Annotated in this window: 14 protein-coding genes; 9 read left to right on the forward strand and 5 right to left on the reverse strand. The window is 68.5% G+C overall.

The features are described from left to right. Positions 1-5: 5 nt before the first annotated feature. Positions 6-605: a pyridoxamine 5'-phosphate oxidase gene (gene pdxH / locus AB839_RS07330; protein WP_061478862.1), complete on the reverse strand. Its 600-nt coding sequence runs from the start codon at positions 603-605 to the stop codon at positions 6-8. 40 nt (positions 606-645) lie between these two features. On the opposite strand from pdxH, the gene AB839_RS07335 reads away from it, so the two are divergent. Continuing rightward, complete coding sequence (locus AB839_RS07335) at positions 646-1,473, forward strand: hypothetical protein (RefSeq protein ID WP_061478863.1); 828 nt, start codon at positions 646-648, stop codon at positions 1,471-1,473. A gap of 6 nt (positions 1,474-1,479) precedes the next feature. On the opposite strand, the gene AB839_RS07340 is transcribed toward AB839_RS07335, so the two are convergent. Next, on the reverse strand, positions 1,480-1,683 hold the full coding sequence (locus tag AB839_RS07340; RefSeq protein WP_005410663.1) for a dodecin family protein: 204 nt from the start codon (positions 1,681-1,683) through the stop codon (positions 1,480-1,482). 98 nt (positions 1,684-1,781) lie between these two features. On the opposite strand from AB839_RS07340, the gene AB839_RS07345 reads away from it, so the two are divergent. The 5 genes from AB839_RS07345 to mdtD all read left to right on the forward strand — a co-directional run bounded on the left by AB839_RS07345 (position 1,782) and on the right by mdtD (position 6,403). Next, a complete protein-coding gene (locus AB839_RS07345; RefSeq protein WP_061478864.1) occupies positions 1,782-2,324 on the forward strand; it encodes a shikimate kinase in 543 nt (180 codons plus the stop codon). Next, complete coding sequence (aroB, locus tag AB839_RS07350) at positions 2,321-3,433, forward strand: 3-dehydroquinate synthase (RefSeq protein ID WP_061478865.1); 1,113 nt, start codon at positions 2,321-2,323, stop codon at positions 3,431-3,433. The genes AB839_RS07345 and aroB overlap by 4 nt, the downstream gene beginning before the upstream one ends. A 120-nt stretch (positions 3,434-3,553) precedes the next feature. Beyond that, positions 3,554-3,793: a WGR domain-containing protein gene (locus AB839_RS07355; RefSeq protein ID WP_053498927.1), complete on the forward strand. Its 240-nt coding sequence runs from the start codon at positions 3,554-3,556 to the stop codon at positions 3,791-3,793. Between the two features lie 25 nt (positions 3,794-3,818). Beyond that, complete coding sequence (hemE, locus tag AB839_RS07360; RefSeq protein WP_061478866.1) at positions 3,819-4,901, forward strand: uroporphyrinogen decarboxylase; 1,083 nt, start codon at positions 3,819-3,821, stop codon at positions 4,899-4,901. Between the two features lie 92 nt (positions 4,902-4,993). Further along, positions 4,994-6,403 (forward strand): multidrug transporter subunit MdtD, encoded by a 1,410-nt coding sequence (gene mdtD, locus AB839_RS07365; protein WP_134970372.1) that lies wholly within the window; start codon positions 4,994-4,996, stop codon positions 6,401-6,403. A 371-nt stretch (positions 6,404-6,774) separates the two neighbouring features. On the opposite strand, the gene AB839_RS07370 is transcribed toward mdtD, so the two are convergent. Together AB839_RS07370 and AB839_RS07375 are read right to left on the reverse strand one after the other, a co-directional pair. Further along, a complete protein-coding gene (locus AB839_RS07370) occupies positions 6,775-10,302 on the reverse strand; it encodes a hybrid sensor histidine kinase/response regulator (protein WP_061478868.1) in 3,528 nt (1,175 codons plus the stop codon). A 96-nt stretch (positions 10,303-10,398) separates the two neighbouring features. Continuing rightward, positions 10,399-13,941: an ATP-binding protein gene (locus tag AB839_RS07375; RefSeq protein WP_061478869.1), complete on the reverse strand. Its 3,543-nt coding sequence runs from the start codon at positions 13,939-13,941 to the stop codon at positions 10,399-10,401. Positions 13,942-14,105: 164 nt separating this feature from the next. On the opposite strand from AB839_RS07375, the gene AB839_RS07380 reads away from it, so the two are divergent. Genes AB839_RS07380 through AB839_RS07390 form a run of 3 tightly spaced genes read left to right on the forward strand, consistent with a single transcriptional unit; the run spans position 14,106 to position 15,897 of the window. Further along, on the forward strand, positions 14,106-14,738 hold the full coding sequence (locus AB839_RS07380) for a YceI family protein (protein ID WP_061478870.1): 633 nt from the start codon (positions 14,106-14,108) through the stop codon (positions 14,736-14,738). A gap of 10 nt (positions 14,739-14,748) precedes the next feature. After that, complete coding sequence (locus AB839_RS07385; RefSeq protein WP_061478871.1) at positions 14,749-15,321, forward strand: cytochrome b; 573 nt, start codon at positions 14,749-14,751, stop codon at positions 15,319-15,321. Between the two features lie 3 nt (positions 15,322-15,324). After that, a complete protein-coding gene (locus tag AB839_RS07390; protein WP_021202032.1) occupies positions 15,325-15,897 on the forward strand; it encodes a YceI family protein in 573 nt (190 codons plus the stop codon). 102 nt (positions 15,898-15,999) lie between these two features. Here AB839_RS07390 and AB839_RS07395 read toward each other — a convergent pair whose 3' ends face one another. Next, complete coding sequence (locus AB839_RS07395) at positions 16,000-16,233, reverse strand: glutaredoxin family protein (RefSeq protein ID WP_061478872.1); 234 nt, start codon at positions 16,231-16,233, stop codon at positions 16,000-16,002. Positions 16,234-16,290 lie beyond the last annotated feature (57 nt).

The following is a 16,290-nucleotide window of genomic DNA, read 5'->3' on the forward strand; positions in this document are numbered from 1 at the left end:
CAGCCTTACGGATACAGCAGGCGCTTGCTCCAGCGCCCTTCGGCACCGGCTTCATAGCACCAGCGCTCGTGCAGGCGGAACTGCGCGCCGTACCAGAATTCGATACGGTCAGGCACTACCCGCAGACCACTCCAGCCGTCCGGACGCGGCACGTCCTTGCCGTCGAAACGTGCCTCGACCTCCGCCACGCGGGCATCGAACTCCTCACGCGTCGCCAGCGTCTTCGACTGCTGCGAGGCCCACGCGCCGATCTGGCTCATGCGCGGACGGCTGGCGAAATAGGCATCGGCTTCGGCATCGGCGACCTGCTCGACGCGACCCTCGATGCGCACCTGGATACCGGCCTCGCGCAGGCTGCGCCACAGGAACAGCAGTGCAGCCTGCGGATTGGCCTGCAGCTCCCGGCCCTTGTGGCTGTCCAGGTGGGTGTAGAACACGAAGCCACGCTCATCGAACGCCTTCAGCAGCACGGTGCGCGCCGAGGGACGGCCGTGCGTATCGGAGGTCGCCACGGTCATGGCGTTCGGCTCGACCTCGCGGCTCTGCCTGGCCTCTTCGAACAGGCTGGCAAACGTGGACAGGGCTTCGGCGTACAGGTCGCTCATGGTTGCGTTCTTCTCACACGGATTGGGCTATTGTGGCTGCATGGCCGCTGCTGCGTATATGCCCCAGGTGAAAGGATTCCCCGAAACATTGGCCGAACAGGCGCTGGATGATGCGCTGGGCAGCAGCGCAGCGGTTCCAGTATTGGCGATCAGCGGCCTGCAGGGGAGCGGCAAATCGACGCTGGCCGCGCAGGTCGTGGCCCGCGCCCAGGCACGCGGCCTGAACGCAGCCACGCTGTCGATCGACGACGTCTACCTGACCCGGGTGCAGCGCCAACGGCTTGCCCGCCAGGTGCATCCACTGCTGATCACCCGAGGCCCGCCGGGCACCCATGACCTGCCGCTGGCCCATGCGGTATTGAACGCCGTGGCCGCACGCCAGCCCTTCGCAATGCCGCGCTTCGACAAGCTGGCCGACGAGCGCCTGCCCGAAGCGCAATGGCCGCAGCTGCAGCAACCGCTGGACCTGCTGGTATTCGAAGGCTGGTTCCTGGGCACGCCCGCGCAGGATGACGCCGCGCTGGATACCCCGATGAACGCACTGGAACGCGAAGCCGACAGCGACGGCCGCTGGCGCGACTGGTGCAACCAGGCGCTGGCCCGCGACTACCCCGCGCTGTGGCAGCGCTGCGACCGCCTGTGGTTCTTGCAGCCGCCGGATTTCGCGGTGGTACCGCGCTGGCGCTGGCAGCAGGAGCAGAACCTGCAGGCCGCGCAGCCGGGCCGGCACGGCATGAGCCGGCCGCAGCTGGAGCGTTTCGTGCAGTACTACGAGCGGGTCAGCCGGCAGGCACTGCGCACGCTTCCCACGCTCGCCGACCACGTCGTGGTCCTGGACGGCCAGCGGCAGGTGCAGGCCGTGCGCTGAGCGCGGCTACTCCACCAGGAAGGTCACCCGCAGGTTGACCCGCCACTCGGTGATCTCGCCGCTGCCATTGGTGACCACCTTGGTCTCGTTCACCCAGGCGCCCTGGATGCCCTTGACCGTCTCGGAGACCTTCTTCAGCCCGCTGCGCACGGCGTCCTCCACGCTTTTCGGCGAGGAGGCGGTGATTTCGATGACCTTGGCGACCGTCATGGCCTGTACTCCGGCTGGCGCGGGAAACCCCGCAGGAACAGCTACCCTGACGTGAAGGACGTAAAGGCCAGGGCACGGAGGTGTTAGGATCACAGGGCATGAATCCTGCTCCGAACCTGATCCTGATCGGCCCGATGGGCGCCGGCAAAACCTGCATCGGCCGCCGCCTGGCCGAGCGCTTCACGCTGGACTTCGTGGACGTCGACCAGGCCATCGTCGATGCCGCCGGCGCCAGCATCCCGACCATTTTCGAGCACACCGGCGAAGCCGGCTTCCGCAGCCATGAGCGGCAGGCCCTGGCCCGCGTGCTGGAAGGCCGCGGCCAATTGGTCTCCACCGGCGGCGGCGCGGTGCTGGACCCCGGCAACCGCGCATTGATTGCCCGGCGCGGCTTCGTGGTCTACCTGCGGGTCGGCGTGGCCGCGCAGCTGGAACGCTTGGCCCGCGACAAGGGCAGGCCGCTGCTGCAGCGTCCGGACCGCGAGCAGGTACTGCATGATCTGGCCGCACAGCGCGACCCGCTGTACCGAGAACTGGCCGACCTCACCCTCGATACCGACCCGTATACCGCTGCCGACGCGACTGCCCAACTGGTAGTCAAGCTGGCCACGCAATGGCAGCGCCAGGACATGACCGCATGACTTCCCCCGCCCTGCTGCAGGTCGCCGTTGGCGGCGATCGCCCCTACTCCATCACCATCGGCGCCGGTGCCCTGGCCGATGGCGCTGCATTGGTTTCACACGTGCGCGGCCGCCATGTGCTGCTGCTCAGCGATAGCGAAGTGGCTCCGCGCTATCTGGCGTCGGTCAAGCAGACGTTGTTGACCGCACGCCCCGACCTGATCGTCGGCGAGCACGTGCTGGCCGCCGGCGAAGCCTCGAAGACGCTGGCCGAATTCGGCCGTGCCATCGAAGCGCTGGCCGCGCTCGGCGCCACCCGCGACGCCTGCGTGTTCGCCCTCGGCGGCGGCGTGGTCGGTGACCTTGCCGGCTTTGCCGCCGCCTGCTGGATGCGCGGCGTGGACTGCGTGCAGCTGCCGACCACCCTGTTGGCGATGGTCGATTCGTCGGTGGGCGGCAAGACCGCGGTCGACATCCCTGCCGGCAAGAACCTGGTCGGCGCGTTCCATCCACCGCGTGCGGTGATCGCTGATACCCGCGTGCTGGCTACCCTGCCGCCGCGCGAACTGCGCGCGGGCCTGGCCGAAGTGGTGAAGTACGGCGCGCTGGGCGATGCGGTGTTCTTCGAATGGCTGCAGCAGCATGCCGATGCGCTGCTGGCCGGCGAGGATGCCACGCTGGCCGAAGCCATCGCGCGCAGCTGCCGGCACAAGGCCGCCATCGTCGAGCGCGATCCGTTCGAGAAGGGCGAGCGTGCCCTGCTCAATCTCGGCCACACCTTCGGCCATGCCATCGAGACCGAGCAGGGCTACTCGGCTCCTGGCCGCGATGCGCTGAACCATGGCGAAGCCGTGGCGGTCGGTATGGTGCTGGCGGCAAAGCTGTCCACCGACCTGGGCCTGGCCGACGACGCCGACCGCGCTCGCCTGCAGGCACTGTTGGAACGCCTCGGCCTGCCGGTGGCGATCCCGGCCGGGCTGGACCCGCAGGCCCTGCTCGGCCGCATGCGCCTGGACAAGAAGAATGTGGCCGGCCGCCTGCGCCTGGTGCTGTGGCGCGGGATGGGCCGCGCCGAAGTGGTGCCGGACGTGGATGAGGCGGCGGTGCTGAAGGTGCTGGGCGCGGGCTGACCTTTCCGCGTTCGCCGGGCATGGCCCGGCGCTGACGGATTGTGCTGCGGCATGAAGCGCAGCCGAGCGTGGGCTCGGCTCTACAGGTCCGTGCTGCCCCGGGACGATACAATCGGCGCCATGCACGTCTACCTGCAACATCCCGACGCCGGTGCGCAGGCACCGCGTTTCCTGCGCCTGAGCCTGCAGCCGGACCTGTTCGGCGGTTGGGAGCTGCTGCGCGAGAGCGGCCGCGTCGGCAGCCGCTCGCAGCTGCGGCGCGAGCTGTTCCTGCAGGCCGACGACGCCCGCCACGCCTTCGAGAAGGCCCGCGATGCCGAACTGCATCGCGGCTTCCAGATCCTTTCGCACGGCGACTGACGCCGCTGCTCCTCCCGTCCAAGGAATGCCCATCGTGACCAGCCCTCTCCGCAACGATCGCCTGCTGCGCGCCCTGCGCCGCGAACCGGTGGACTGCACCCCCGTCTGGCTGATGCGCCAGGCCGGCCGCTACCTGCCGGAGTACCGCGCGACCCGGACCAAGGCCGGTAGCTTCCTGGCCATGGCCAAGACCCCGGAGATCGCCTGCGAAGTCACCCTGCAGCCGCTGCGCCGGTTCCCGCTGGACGCAGCCATCCTGTTCTCGGACATCCTCACCATTCCCGATGCGATGGGCCTGGAGCTGTACTTCGTCGAAGGCGAAGGCCCGAAGTTCCGCCACCCGGTACGTGATGAAGCGGCCATCGCCAAGCTGGCGGTGCCGGACATGGAGCAGGACCTGGGCTACGTGATGGATGCGGTACGCCTGATCCGCCGCGAGCTGGACGGCCAGGTGCCGCTGATCGGCTTCTCCGGCAGCCCGTGGACGCTGGCCTGCTACATGGTGGAAGGCGGCGGCAGCAAGGACTTTGCACGCATCAAGGCGATGGCGCTGAACCATCCGCAGGCGCTGCACCGCCTGCTGGAGGTCACCACCGAAGCGGTGATCGCCTACCTCGGTGCGCAACGCGCGGCCGGTGCGCAGGCGCTGCAGGTGTTCGACACCTGGGGTGGCGTGCTGTCCCCGGCGATGTACCGCGAGTTCTCGCTGCGTTACCTGCAGCGGATTGCACAGGGCCTGGATCGCGGCGAAGGCAGCGAGCGCACGCCGCTGATCCTGTTCGGCAAGGGCACCGGCCTGCACCTGGAAGCACTGTCGCAGACCGGCGCCGATGCACTTGGCCTGGACTGGACGCTGGACCTGGACGAAGCAATGCGCCGCACCGGTGGTCGCGTCGCCCTGCAGGGCAACCTCGACCCGACCACGCTGTACGCCTCGCCGGATGCGATCGCCACGGCCGCAGCGCGCGTGCTCGACACCTATGCCGCCGGCAACGGCGGCTCGCGCGAAGGCCATGTGTTCAACCTCGGCCACGGCATGTCGCCGGACATGGACCCGGCGCACGTGCAGGTCCTGGTCGACGCGGTGCACGCGCACAGCCAACGCTGAGCATTCCGCATGCCATCACGGCGCGATGTTGATCGCGCCGTGACCCGCAGTGCGCGATCATGGCGGCCCCCACGCTGCACCGGCCACACCCCATGCCCACATCGCCATCGACCTACAACCGCCAGCGTCCCCTGCTGTGGCTGGTGTCCCTGGCGATCTTCATGCAGATGCTGGACTCGACCATCGTCAACACGGCGTTGCCGGCAATGGCGGCCAGCCTGGGCGAGAGCCCGCTGCAGATGCAGTCGGTGGTGTTCAGCTATGCGCTGGCGGTCGCCACGTTCATTCCCGCCTCGGGCTGGATCGCCGACCGCTATGGCACCCGGCGCACCTTCCTGGTGGCGATCATCCTGTTCACCCTCGGCTCGCTGGCCTGCGCGTTGGCCCAGCACCTGCACCAGCTGGTCGGCGCGCGCGTGCTGCAGGGCATCGGCGGTGCGATGCTGCTGCCGGTCGGCCGGCTGGCGGTGATGCGCTCGGTGCCGCGCGAGGATTTCCTGCGCGCGATGAGCTTCATCGCCATCCCCGCGCTGGTCGGCCCGCTGATCGGCCCGACGCTGGGCGGCTGGCTGGTCGAGATCGCCTCATGGCACTGGGTGTTCCTGATCAACCTGCCGATCGGCGTGATCGGTTTCATCGCCGCGATGAAGATCATGCCCGACCACTACGCCAGCCATCGCACCCGTTTCGACCTGCGCGGCTACATCATGCTGGCCTTTGCGATGGTGGTGCTGTCGCTGGCATTGGACGGCATCTCCGGACTCGGCACCCCGCACGCGCTGGTGATGCTGATGACGGTCGCGGGCCTGGCTGCGCTGGTGGGCTACTGGCTGCATGCCGCCAATTCCACCGCGCCCTTGTTCTCGCTGGCCCTGTTCCGCGTACCCAGCTACCGCATCGGAATCCTCGGCAACCTGTTCTCGCGCATCGGCAGCAGCGCCATGCCGATGCTGATCCCGCTGCTGCTGCAGGTCGGCCTCGGTCTGGGCCCGATGAACGCCGGCCTGATGATGGTACCGGTGGCGGCCGCCGGCATGGTCTCAAAGAAACTGGCAGTGAAGCTGGTCGAACGTTACGGCTACCGCCGCGTGCTGATGACCAACACCGTGCTGGTGGGGCTGGCAATGGCCAGCTTCATCCTGATGACACCAGGCCAGCACCTGGCCTGGCGCCTGGTGCAGCTTGCATTCTTCGGCGCGGTCAATTCACTGCAGTTCACCGTGATGAACACCGTGACGCTGCGCGACCTTGACCGCGAATTCGCCAGTTCCGGCAACAGCCTGCTGTCGATGGTGATGATGCTGGCCGCCGGTTTCGGCGCCGCGGCGGCCGGCAGCCTGCTGGCCGCGTTCGGCAATCACCTGGACAGCAACAGCGCGACCGCCGCGCTGCATGCCACATTCCTGTGCGTGGGCGCGATCACCCTGACCTCGACGATGATCTTCTGGCAGCTGCCTGACACCAAGCCCGAACCGCGGCAGGTCGAGCACGTCGCGGAGTGAGGGTGGTTCGGCAGGGCCTGCGGCCCTGCACCTGCGGTAGTGCCGGCCGCTGGCCGGCAACAGCAACAACCAAAGCGGCATTCCGTGGGTTGGCGGGGCAGTGTCGCAGTGCGGGGACGCCGCAAGTACGTGCTTGTAAGCTTGGCAGCCGCATCCATGCGGCTGACACCCCGCACTGCGACACCGCCCCACCTCTGACAGACTCCGGCGGCTCTTGGTAGGTGTCGACCTTGGTCGACACATCTGTCAGATATCGAAATCGATCTGGGGTCAGATCCGTTTTTCTACGGGAAACGGATCTGACCCCACGCCATTTCGACAGCACGCAGAATTCTGTCGAAGGCGGGGTGGGTCCGCAGGCCCTGCAGAACCTACCTACCCGTGACCCTGGCGATCGCTTCCACCAAGAGCTCACCAGTCACCGGCTTGCGCAGGAAGCCGCCGATGCCGGCCGCTTCCACCTGCTGCTGCAGGTCCGGATCGGTCCTCGCGGTCACCGCCAGCAGCGGCAGCATGTAGCCCTGGTTGCGCAGGTGCTGGGCCAGTTCGAAACCACTCAGGCCCGGCAGGTCCAGATCCAGCAGGCCGACATCGAAATCGCCGGCACTGATCTCGCGCAGCGCCGCCAGCGCATGGCCGGCATGCACCACCTCGTGGCCGCGTGCGCTCAACAGGCCACGCACCACGTCGGCCACGGTGGCATCATCCTCGACCAGCAGCACCCGCAGCGGCGGCATGTTCGCCGCTTCGTCGCGATGCCCCTCGGCCGATGCCTCGGCATCGCTGTTCACCACCAGCGGCAACGGCAAGGTCACGCCGAAACAGGTGCCCCGGCCCAGCTGGCTCTCCACCTGGATCCGCCCCTGCATCGCATGCGCCAGCTCGCGGCAGATCGCCAGGCCGAGGCCACTGCCACCGTACTGCGCCGCGGTACGTGCACCGTCGGCCTGCTCGAAGCGACGGAACAGGCGCTGCTTCTGTTCCTGGCTGATGCCCGGGCCGGTATCGCGCACCTCGAAGTGCAGCGCGCGCAGCTCGCCATCGCAACGTGCGTGCAGGGTGATGGTGCCGCGGCTGGTGAATTTCACTGCGTTCGACAGCAGGTTGAGCAGGATCTGCCGCACGCGCATGGCATCACCGGTCGCCTGCAGGCCCGGCGGCAGCTGGTTGTCGAGGACGAAGCGCAGGCCCTTCTGTGCAGCCAGCGGGCCCATCAGCGCCGCCAGATCCTGCAACAGGCCATTCAACGCAAACGACTGCGACTGCAGTTCCAGGCGCCCGGACTCGATCCGCGCCAGGTCCAGCGCATCGTTGACCAGGTGCAGCAGGTGCTCGCCAGCATGCCGGATCGACTGCGTGTAGCCACGCTGCTGCGGGTCCAGTGGCGAGGCCAGCAGCAGCTCGCTCATGCCCAGCACGCCGGTCATCGGCGTGCGGATCTCATGGCCAAGGTTGGCCAGGAAGCGGGTCTTGGCCGCCGACGCCTGCTCGGCCAGTTCCTGCTTGTGCAGCGCCAGCTGATAGGCGTGGCGCCGCTGCAGGCGGCGTCGGTACAACCAGGCAAACCAGCTGGTCAGCAGCAACCCGACCGACGCCAGCACCAGCAGGCCGGACAGGCTGCGCCACCACGGCGGCTGCACGCGGAATTCCAGGCTCTGCACCCGCGACCACACATGGTCGGCCGAGCGGGCCTGTACTTCCAGCCGGTAGCTGCCCGGCGCCAGGCGCGAGAACAGGCGCTCGCCGGCCGGGCCGACTTCGACCCAATCGGGGTCGTAGCCGGCCAGGCGGTAGCGGTACGTATTGGACGCCGAGTCGGCGAAGGACAGCAATCGCGCGACGATGCGCAGGTCGCGGTCGCCATCGGCGATCTGCAACGGCGCATCGTGGGTCATGTCCAGCACCTGCTCGTTGCGGCGCACTTCCACCCGCTCGATCACCAGCGGGGCGCGACGGACCGAAGGCCGTACCTGCTCCGGGTCGAACACCACCGCGCCCGCTGCCGTTCCGGCCACCAGGTGGCCATCGGCCGCTGCGATCAAGGTGTGTTCGCGGAATTCCTGGCTGGGCAGGCCGTCGTGCACGCCGTACAGGCGCACGCTCTGCCCATCGGCACTGACGCGTACCAGGCCGCGTGCGCTGGTCGCCCAGGCCACGCCCTGCGCATCCACCACCAGGCCGGAGGCGGAGATCGCCGGATAGCCCTGTTCGGCACCGACCACCGCCTGCCGTTCCAGCCGCCCCTGGCTCCAGCGGTAACGGGACAGTCGACCATCCTCGGACAACCAGACCTGACCGTCACGGCCCACATGCAACGCATGGATCGCCGTTGCCGGCGCGCCCGGCACCGGCTGGAAGCGCTCGCTTTCCGGCAGCCACTGCAGCAGGCCACGGCTGCTGGCCAGCCAGATGTGGTCCTGCGGCCCGCATTCCACATCAAGGTTGAGCTGGCCCTGCTGCAGGCCGCGCTGGCCATTGTCCAGCTGGCGCCGCACGTGGCCGTCGAGGTCGCGCTGCTGCAGGCCTGCGGGCAGCATCAACCAGAGGCTGTCGCCGTCGCAGGTCATCATTGCTTCGACCACCCCTTCCATCGCCGCATCTGCACCGGCATCACGGCCCCAACGACGCAGTTCGCGCCGTTGCGGGTCGTAGCGCACCAGCGCATCGGTCGATCCAATCCAGACCTGCCCACGCCGGTCCTCACGCACCGAGGTCAACCAGTGCATGCCGTTGACCCAGGTGCGATGCTGCTCGATCCTGCCGGTCTTCGGATCGAAGCGGTCCAGCGCGCCATGGCTGCCCACCGTCCAGACGCCGCCGTTGCTGGAGGGGCTGGTACCCAGCACGAGTGCATTGCGCAGCGAGCTGGGGTCGTCCTCCAGGCGCGACAGCACCGAGAACTGCCACCAGCGTGGCAGCAGGTGCCACAGCCCGGCATTGGTGCTGGCCAACCAGATGCCACCTTCGCGGTCCTCGTAGGCACCGGTCCAGTTCGGCCGTACCGGACCGCGCGCGATCACGCTGTACAGCGGCACGGTCTGGTACTGGCCATCGACCGCACGCCCCAGCCCGGTGCGTGTATCCAGCCAGTGCCCGCCCTGCTCGTCGCGCAGCATCATGCCCAGCACCTGCTCGCCCGGCGGCAGCTTCCACGGGGGGGCTTCGAAGCGGCCATCCGGGCGGCGCACGGTGGCGCCGGCCATCGTGCTGATCCACAGGCTGCCATCCGGCTCGGCGGTCAGCCCGTTGATCAGCAGGCTGGGGATGATGTCCGTACCGACACGCTCGAAGTCGGTCCCGGTCCAGCGCGCCACGCCATGCTTGGTGCCGATCCACAGGCTGCCATCGGCCAGCGTGGCCAGGTAGGGCACCGACGACGAAGGCAGGCTGCGCGGATTGTTCGGCTCGGGCAGGAAGCGCTGCAGGCGATCCTGGCTGTCCAGGCGGTACAGGCCGCCTTCGTGGGTACCGAACCAGATCGAGCCATCAGGCGTGCTGGCCAGGCTCCAGACCGTGTTGGTACCCATCAACGGCTGGCTGCTGCGGTCGTAGAAGTGCAGCTGGCGGCGGTCGGCCGACATGCGCACCAGGCCGGCGTTCTCGGTGCCTATCCACAACTGGTTGCGGGCATCGACCAGCACCGTCCAGATGCGGTTGTCACGCAGTCCATCCTCGGAACGCCACACGCGGTAGGTGCGGCCGTCATAGCGGGCCAGGCCATCGTTGGTGGCGATCCACAGGTAGCCGTAACGGTCCTCGGCCATGCGGTTGACGGTATTGGACGGCAGGCCATCGAACACCGTCACCTGCCGCGGGCTCGGAGGCACCGGCTGTGCCGCAGCGGGCAACGCGCAGCACAGGAGGACCAGCAGCAGCATCGCCGCCCGCAGATACACCACCGATTGCCTCCTCACGCTGGTCCTGATGATTCCCGCGCTGCGGGCGTCGGCATGGTAAACCGAAAGTCGCGCCGTTCACGCCCGGCGTCGGCGTCGTCACGCAGTCGCCTGTCGTTTCGCGCGCGCCTGGGCGATGGCCGTTACCAGCAGGTCGCCGGTCACCGGCTTGCGCAGGAAGCCATCGAAGCCTGCGGCCAGCACCTGGGTTTCGGCATAGGCATCGGAACGGGCGGTCACCGCCACCAGCGGCAGTTCATAGCCCATGGTGCGCAGCTGGCGGGCGATGGCCGTACCATCCAGCGCGGGCAGATCGAGATCGAGCAGGCCGACGTCGAAACCATCGGTGGCGATCTCCGACAGCGCGCCCAGGCCATGCAGCACGTGGACCACCTCATGCCCGCGCACGCGCAGCAGGCCGGCGATGACCTCGGCCACCGTGGCATCGTCCTCGACCAGCAGGATGCGCAGCGGCGGCAGTTCCGGCAGGGCCGCCACGTCGCCTGCACTGTTGGCGGCCTGGCGCGTCCAGGGCAGGGGCAGGCGCACGCGGAACCGCGCGCCCTTGCCAGGCTGGCTGTCCACTTCGATGCGCCCCCCCATCGCCACCGCCAGTTCCTGGCAGATCGCCAACCCCAGGCCACTGCCGCCGTAGCGCGACGCGGTACGCGGGCCGTCGGCCTGTTCGAAACGATGGAACAGGCGCTGCTGCTGCTCGGCGTTGATGCCCGGGCCGCTGTCATGGACTTCGAAACACAGGCCGCCCTTTTCTTCCAGGCGTACGGCCAGGCCGACGTGGCCGCGCTCGGTGAACTTGATCGCGTTGCCGAGCAGGTTCAGCAGGATCTGGCGCACGCGCATCTCGTCGCCACTGACACTGATCGGCCCGGGCGGGTCTTCGCCGCGCTGGAACACCAGCTGGCGTTGCTGCGCCATCGGCTGCATCAGGCCCTGCACCTGGTCCAGCAGCTCCCCCAGATCGAACGGGCGCAGGTCAAGCTCCAGCCGCCCGGCTTCGATCCGGGCCAGATCCAGGGCATCGTTGACCAGCCGCAGCAGATGGCTGCCGGCCTGCTGGATGGACCCGGCGTAGCCGCGCTGCACCGGATCCAGCGGGGTCGCCAGCAGCAGTTCGCTCATGCCCAGCACGCCGGTCATCGGCGTGCGGACTTCGTGGCCCAGCGTGGCCAGGAAACGGCTCTTGGCCTGCGAGGCCTGCTCGGCCAGCTGCTGCTTGTGCACCGTCAGCTGCCATTGCTGGCGGCGGCGCAACCGCGCGCGGATCGACCAGACCAGAACCACCAGCAGCAACGACCCCAGCAGGATGTAGCCGAATATCGCCATGCCGCTGCGCCACCACGGCGGCAGCACCTTCACCTGCAACTGCTGCGAAGGCGTCCACGTGCCCCGGGCAGTCGCGGCCTGCACCTCGATGACATAGCGGCCGGTCGGCAGCCGCGACAGGGTGCGCTGGCCATCGCCCCCCTGCTCCACCCAATCCTGGTCGTAACCCTGCACGCGGAAGCGGTACCGGTTGCCCTGCGGGCTGGCATAGGACAGCAGCCGCGCATCGATCTGCAGATCGCGGTCGTCCGGTCCCAGCAGCAGGGTGCCGGTGAGCGGCAGCGGTTGCCAGCCGCGTGCGTCGTCGCGCCGCACACGCACTTCGGCGATCACCAGCGATGAAGGCGGCAGCACGGTGTCGTCGGCATTCACATCAAAGGCGACCAGGCCGGTCTGGGTAACCGCCAACACGCGGCCATCGGCATTCACCGCAGGTGGCCGACCGGTGAACTCGGCATCGGACAGGCCATCGCGTTCGTTGAACTGTTGCAGGCGCCGCGTCTTCGGGTCCCACCGCAGCAGGCCGCGCGGCGTCGTGGCCCAGAGCTGGCCATTGTCGGCCAGCGCCAGCCCCCCCATGGTCACCGGCGGCACGCCCGCACTGCCGTCGATGCGCTGGATCAGGCGCAGGCTCATGCCATCCCACTGGTAGCGCTCGAAGGCGCCCTGGCGCGCCAGCCACAACTGCTGCGGATCGATCCATACCAGATCGTAGATCGGGCCGCGCGACACGCCGGGCACTGCCTCGAAGCGTCCGGCCTGCTCACGCCAGATGCCCATGTCGCCCATCACCCAGGGCCGGCCATGGGCGTCGAAGCGGATCTGCTCGATCGGCGCATCGGCCGTTCCGCGGAAATGTTCCAGCGGATGACTGTGCAGCAGCCGGCCCTCTGCATCGCGCTGCTGCAGGTCCAGGCCCATCACCGACACCCACACCGTGCCATCAGGGGCCTGCCGCATCAGGTCGATGCGCTGGCGCAGGTCGGCACTGCCATCGATCCGCAGGTCACGCAATGCGCCGGTGGCCGGATCGTAGACGGTGATGCGGCCGCCGCGTCCCAGCCACAGGCGACCATCCGGGCGCGGCAGCACCGACCACACCACGCCGTTGCCGAGCTGCCGGTCGCTGGCCAGCAGACGCAGGGTGCCCTGCGCATCGAGCTGGTACACCCCTCGCGCCGAGCCGACGTAGTAGTTCTTCCCGTCGCTGGCCGCGCTCAACAGGTACTGGCTGTCCAGGGGCTTGCCGTCGAGCTGGTTCCAGATCGAGAAGCGCCGCCAGTCCGGTGGCAGATAGGCCAGGCCCTGGGTCAGCAACGCCACCCACAGTCCGCCCTCGTGGTCCTGCAGCAGGTCAAGCACACCGCTGTGCGCGGTCAGGAAGCCGCTGCCGCGGTCCCCCTCCAGGCGGCGCAACGCCGCCGCATCCCCTCGCAACAGGCCATCGGAGGTACCCGCCCAGTAGCCCCCCTGGCGATCGGCCAGGACCAGGGCCGACCGCAGCTGGGCACTGTCGGCCCATCGCGGGCGACTGACCCGGTCCTGCCCATCGATGCGGTAGAGGCCATCGTTCTGGCTGCCTACCCAGATCGAACCGTCTGCATCACGGCTCAACCGGAGCACGCTCAGCCTGCCCAGTTCCCGCGCGGCCACCGGCTCGAAGCCGCTGCCGTTCCAACGCGCCACACCGGCTTCAGTGCCGACCCACAGGCGGCCCCGCGCGTCGACCAGGCTGGTGAAGATGCTGTTGCTGGGCAGGCCACCCGGGTGCGCCGGATCATGGGTGTAGAGGCGCACGCTGCCGTCTTCGCCGAAACGGCAGACGCCATGGTTGTTGGTCCCGATCCACAAGGCGTCTTCGACATAGGCCAGTGCCCAGAACTGCCCCTGGCAGGTGGAATTGACCGTATCGAAGGTCTGGAAGCGTTCGCGGTCGGCATCCAGGCGTGCCACGCCCTTGCCATTGATGCCCACCCAGACCCGGTCCAGCGGGTCGATCAGCAGGGTCTCGATCTCGTTGCCTGGCAACGAGCCCGGCTGTTCCGGGTCGTGCTCCCAGACCCGCAGGCTGTTGCCGTCATAGCGGGCGAGTCCACCATCGGTGGCGGCCCATACGTGGCCCTGGCGATCCTCGGCCAGCGCCACCACCATGCGAGACGGCAAGCCTTCGGCGGCACCGAAGCGGCGCAGGCGTGGTGTTTCTGCCATGTGCAGGGTCGCAGCCGCCGTGGCCATCGCCACCAGCAGCAGTCCCATACCTGCGATGCCACGGCACCACAGGCGCCAGCCGCTCGTCATCCTGAACCCCCTGTCCTGCGCCGATTGTCACACAGGGCCGGGGTCATGGCTGCAACAGCCTGTTTCCAGCGGCGGCACCACCACGAACTGTTGCACCCATGCACGCAACGTTGGCAGGGGGCTGTGCGTATGATCGCAGCGTCCCCTTCCGGAGCCCGCCATCGATGCGTCCCTGCCTGGCCCTGCTGCCGATGCTGCTCGCCACCGCCCCTGCCTGGGCGGCCGCTGACACCTATCGCCTCGATCCGGTGCACACGCGGGTGCTGTTCTCGATCGACCACGCAGGCTACTCGCAGGCCATGGGCACGGTATCGGGCAGCGAAGGGCGCGTGCGGTTCGATCCCGACAACTGGCGCGACGCCACCGTGGAAGTGGATATCCCGGTGTCGCGACTGGACCTTGGTGATGCCAAGTGGAACCAGGCCACGTTGGCCCGCAGCCTGCTCGACGGCGAGCGTTTCCCGACCGCGCGATTCGTCTCCACCATGGTCGAGCCGATCGATGCCAGGCGCGCGCACGTGTCCGGCACGCTGACCCTGCGCGGGGTCAGCCAGGAAGTCACGCTGGATGTGACCCTCAACGCCATCAAGCGCTACCCGCTTCCCCCGTTCCGACGCACCGCCGGTTTTTCCGCCAGCACCACGCTGAGCCGGCGCGCGTTCGGCATCACCGCCTGGCCGGGCGTCATCGGTGATGCAGTACAGCTGAGGATCGAGGCTGAAGCCACCCTCGACCGCAGCGACGCCCCGGGAACTCCCGCTCCCGTTCCGCACTCCGACCCCAAGACGGCCCCCTAGAGGACCCCTCATGACCGCCAAGAACACCCCCGCCGCCTGGGGGAGTGTCAGCCAGATCCTGCATTGGTTGATCGCACTGCTGATCCTCGCCCTGGGCGTGGTCGGCCTGACCATGGGTGAACTGCCCAAGACCCCGAAGTACTTCTGGGTCTACACCGCGCACAAGTCGATCGGCATCACCGTGCTGGCGCTGGTGCTGTTCCGCCTGGGCTGGCGCCTGTACGCCGGTGCACCGAAGCCGGTGCCGGGCGTGCCCAGCTGGCAGGAGCGCATCGCCAGTGCCACCCACGTGCTGCTGTACGTGCTGATGTTCGCCATCCCGCTGTCGGGCTGGCTGTACGACTCGGCCAGCGGCCTGCGCCCGTTCCGCTGGTTCGGCCTGGTCGACGTGCCCAAGCTGAGCGGTCCCGACCCGCAGGTTGTCGCGGTATCGCATGCCATCCACGAATACGGCTTCTGCCTGTTGATCGCGGTGGTGCTGGCCCATGCCGGCGCTGCCTTCTACCACCACCTGTTCCAACGCGATGCAACGCTGTCCCGCATGTTGCCGCGCGGCTGGCTCGCCTCCCCTCAGAAGGACTGACCGATGAACCTGAAACTGACCACTCCGGCCGCCGTGGCCGCCGCCCTGGCCGGCATGCTGGCCACCGCTCCGGCACTCGCTGCCGATTACGCGCAGGCTCCCGGCGCCGGCTCGATCCTGGTGTTCGCCACCAAGTACGACGGCGAAGTGTTCACCGGCAGCTTCCCGGGCTTCGCCACCAAGCTCAGCTTCGACCCGGCCAACCCGGCCGCCGGCTCGCTGGACGTGGTGATCCCGCTGGCCGGTGCCAAGAGCGGCAACAGCGACCGCGATTCGACCCTGCAGGGTGCCGACTTCTTCAATGTTGGCAAGTTCGCCACCGCACGCTACACCGCCAAGGGCTTCCGCGCGGTGGGCAACGACCAGTTCGCCGCCGATGGCACACTGGAACTGCGCGGCGTCAGCAAGCCGGTCACGCTGACCTTCACCTGGAAGCCGGGCACCCAGCCGGTGCTGACCGGCAAGGCCACGGTCAAGCGCCTGGACTTCGGCGTCGGCGGCGGTGACTGGGCCGACACCAAGACCATCCCGGACGAAACCGCGATCAGCACGATCGTGAAGTTCGACGCGAAATGAGCGATGGGCCGGGGCACGGCCCCGGCCGCATCCTGCAGAGCCGAGCCATGCTCGGCTGCCGTCCAGGTCGCGCTGCGCGCGTCAGCCGAGCATGGCTCGGCTCTACAATGAGCTTTCAGCCAGCCACGCCTGAACCGTGGCGGCGTCGAACGGCCAGTCCAGCTCACGGTCACCGCGCTCGTCGCGCAGCACCGGCACCCGCGCGCCGTAGCGTGGCTCCAGCGCCGGCTGGTCATCCAGGAACACCGATTCGAACTCCGGCGCCCGTGCCCTGGCCAGCTCGGCCAGGGCCATGTCGCACAGGTGGCAATCGTCACGTTGGATAAGGGTCAACACCGGCCGGGCTCCCGTGGCGGAAATGCTGCGCCGCAGCCATGGAAGTGCGGCGTGAAC

The sequence above is a fragment of the Stenotrophomonas sp. DDT-1 genome (assembly GCF_001580555.1).
Taxonomy (GTDB): domain Bacteria; phylum Pseudomonadota; class Gammaproteobacteria; order Xanthomonadales; family Xanthomonadaceae; genus Stenotrophomonas; species Stenotrophomonas sepilia.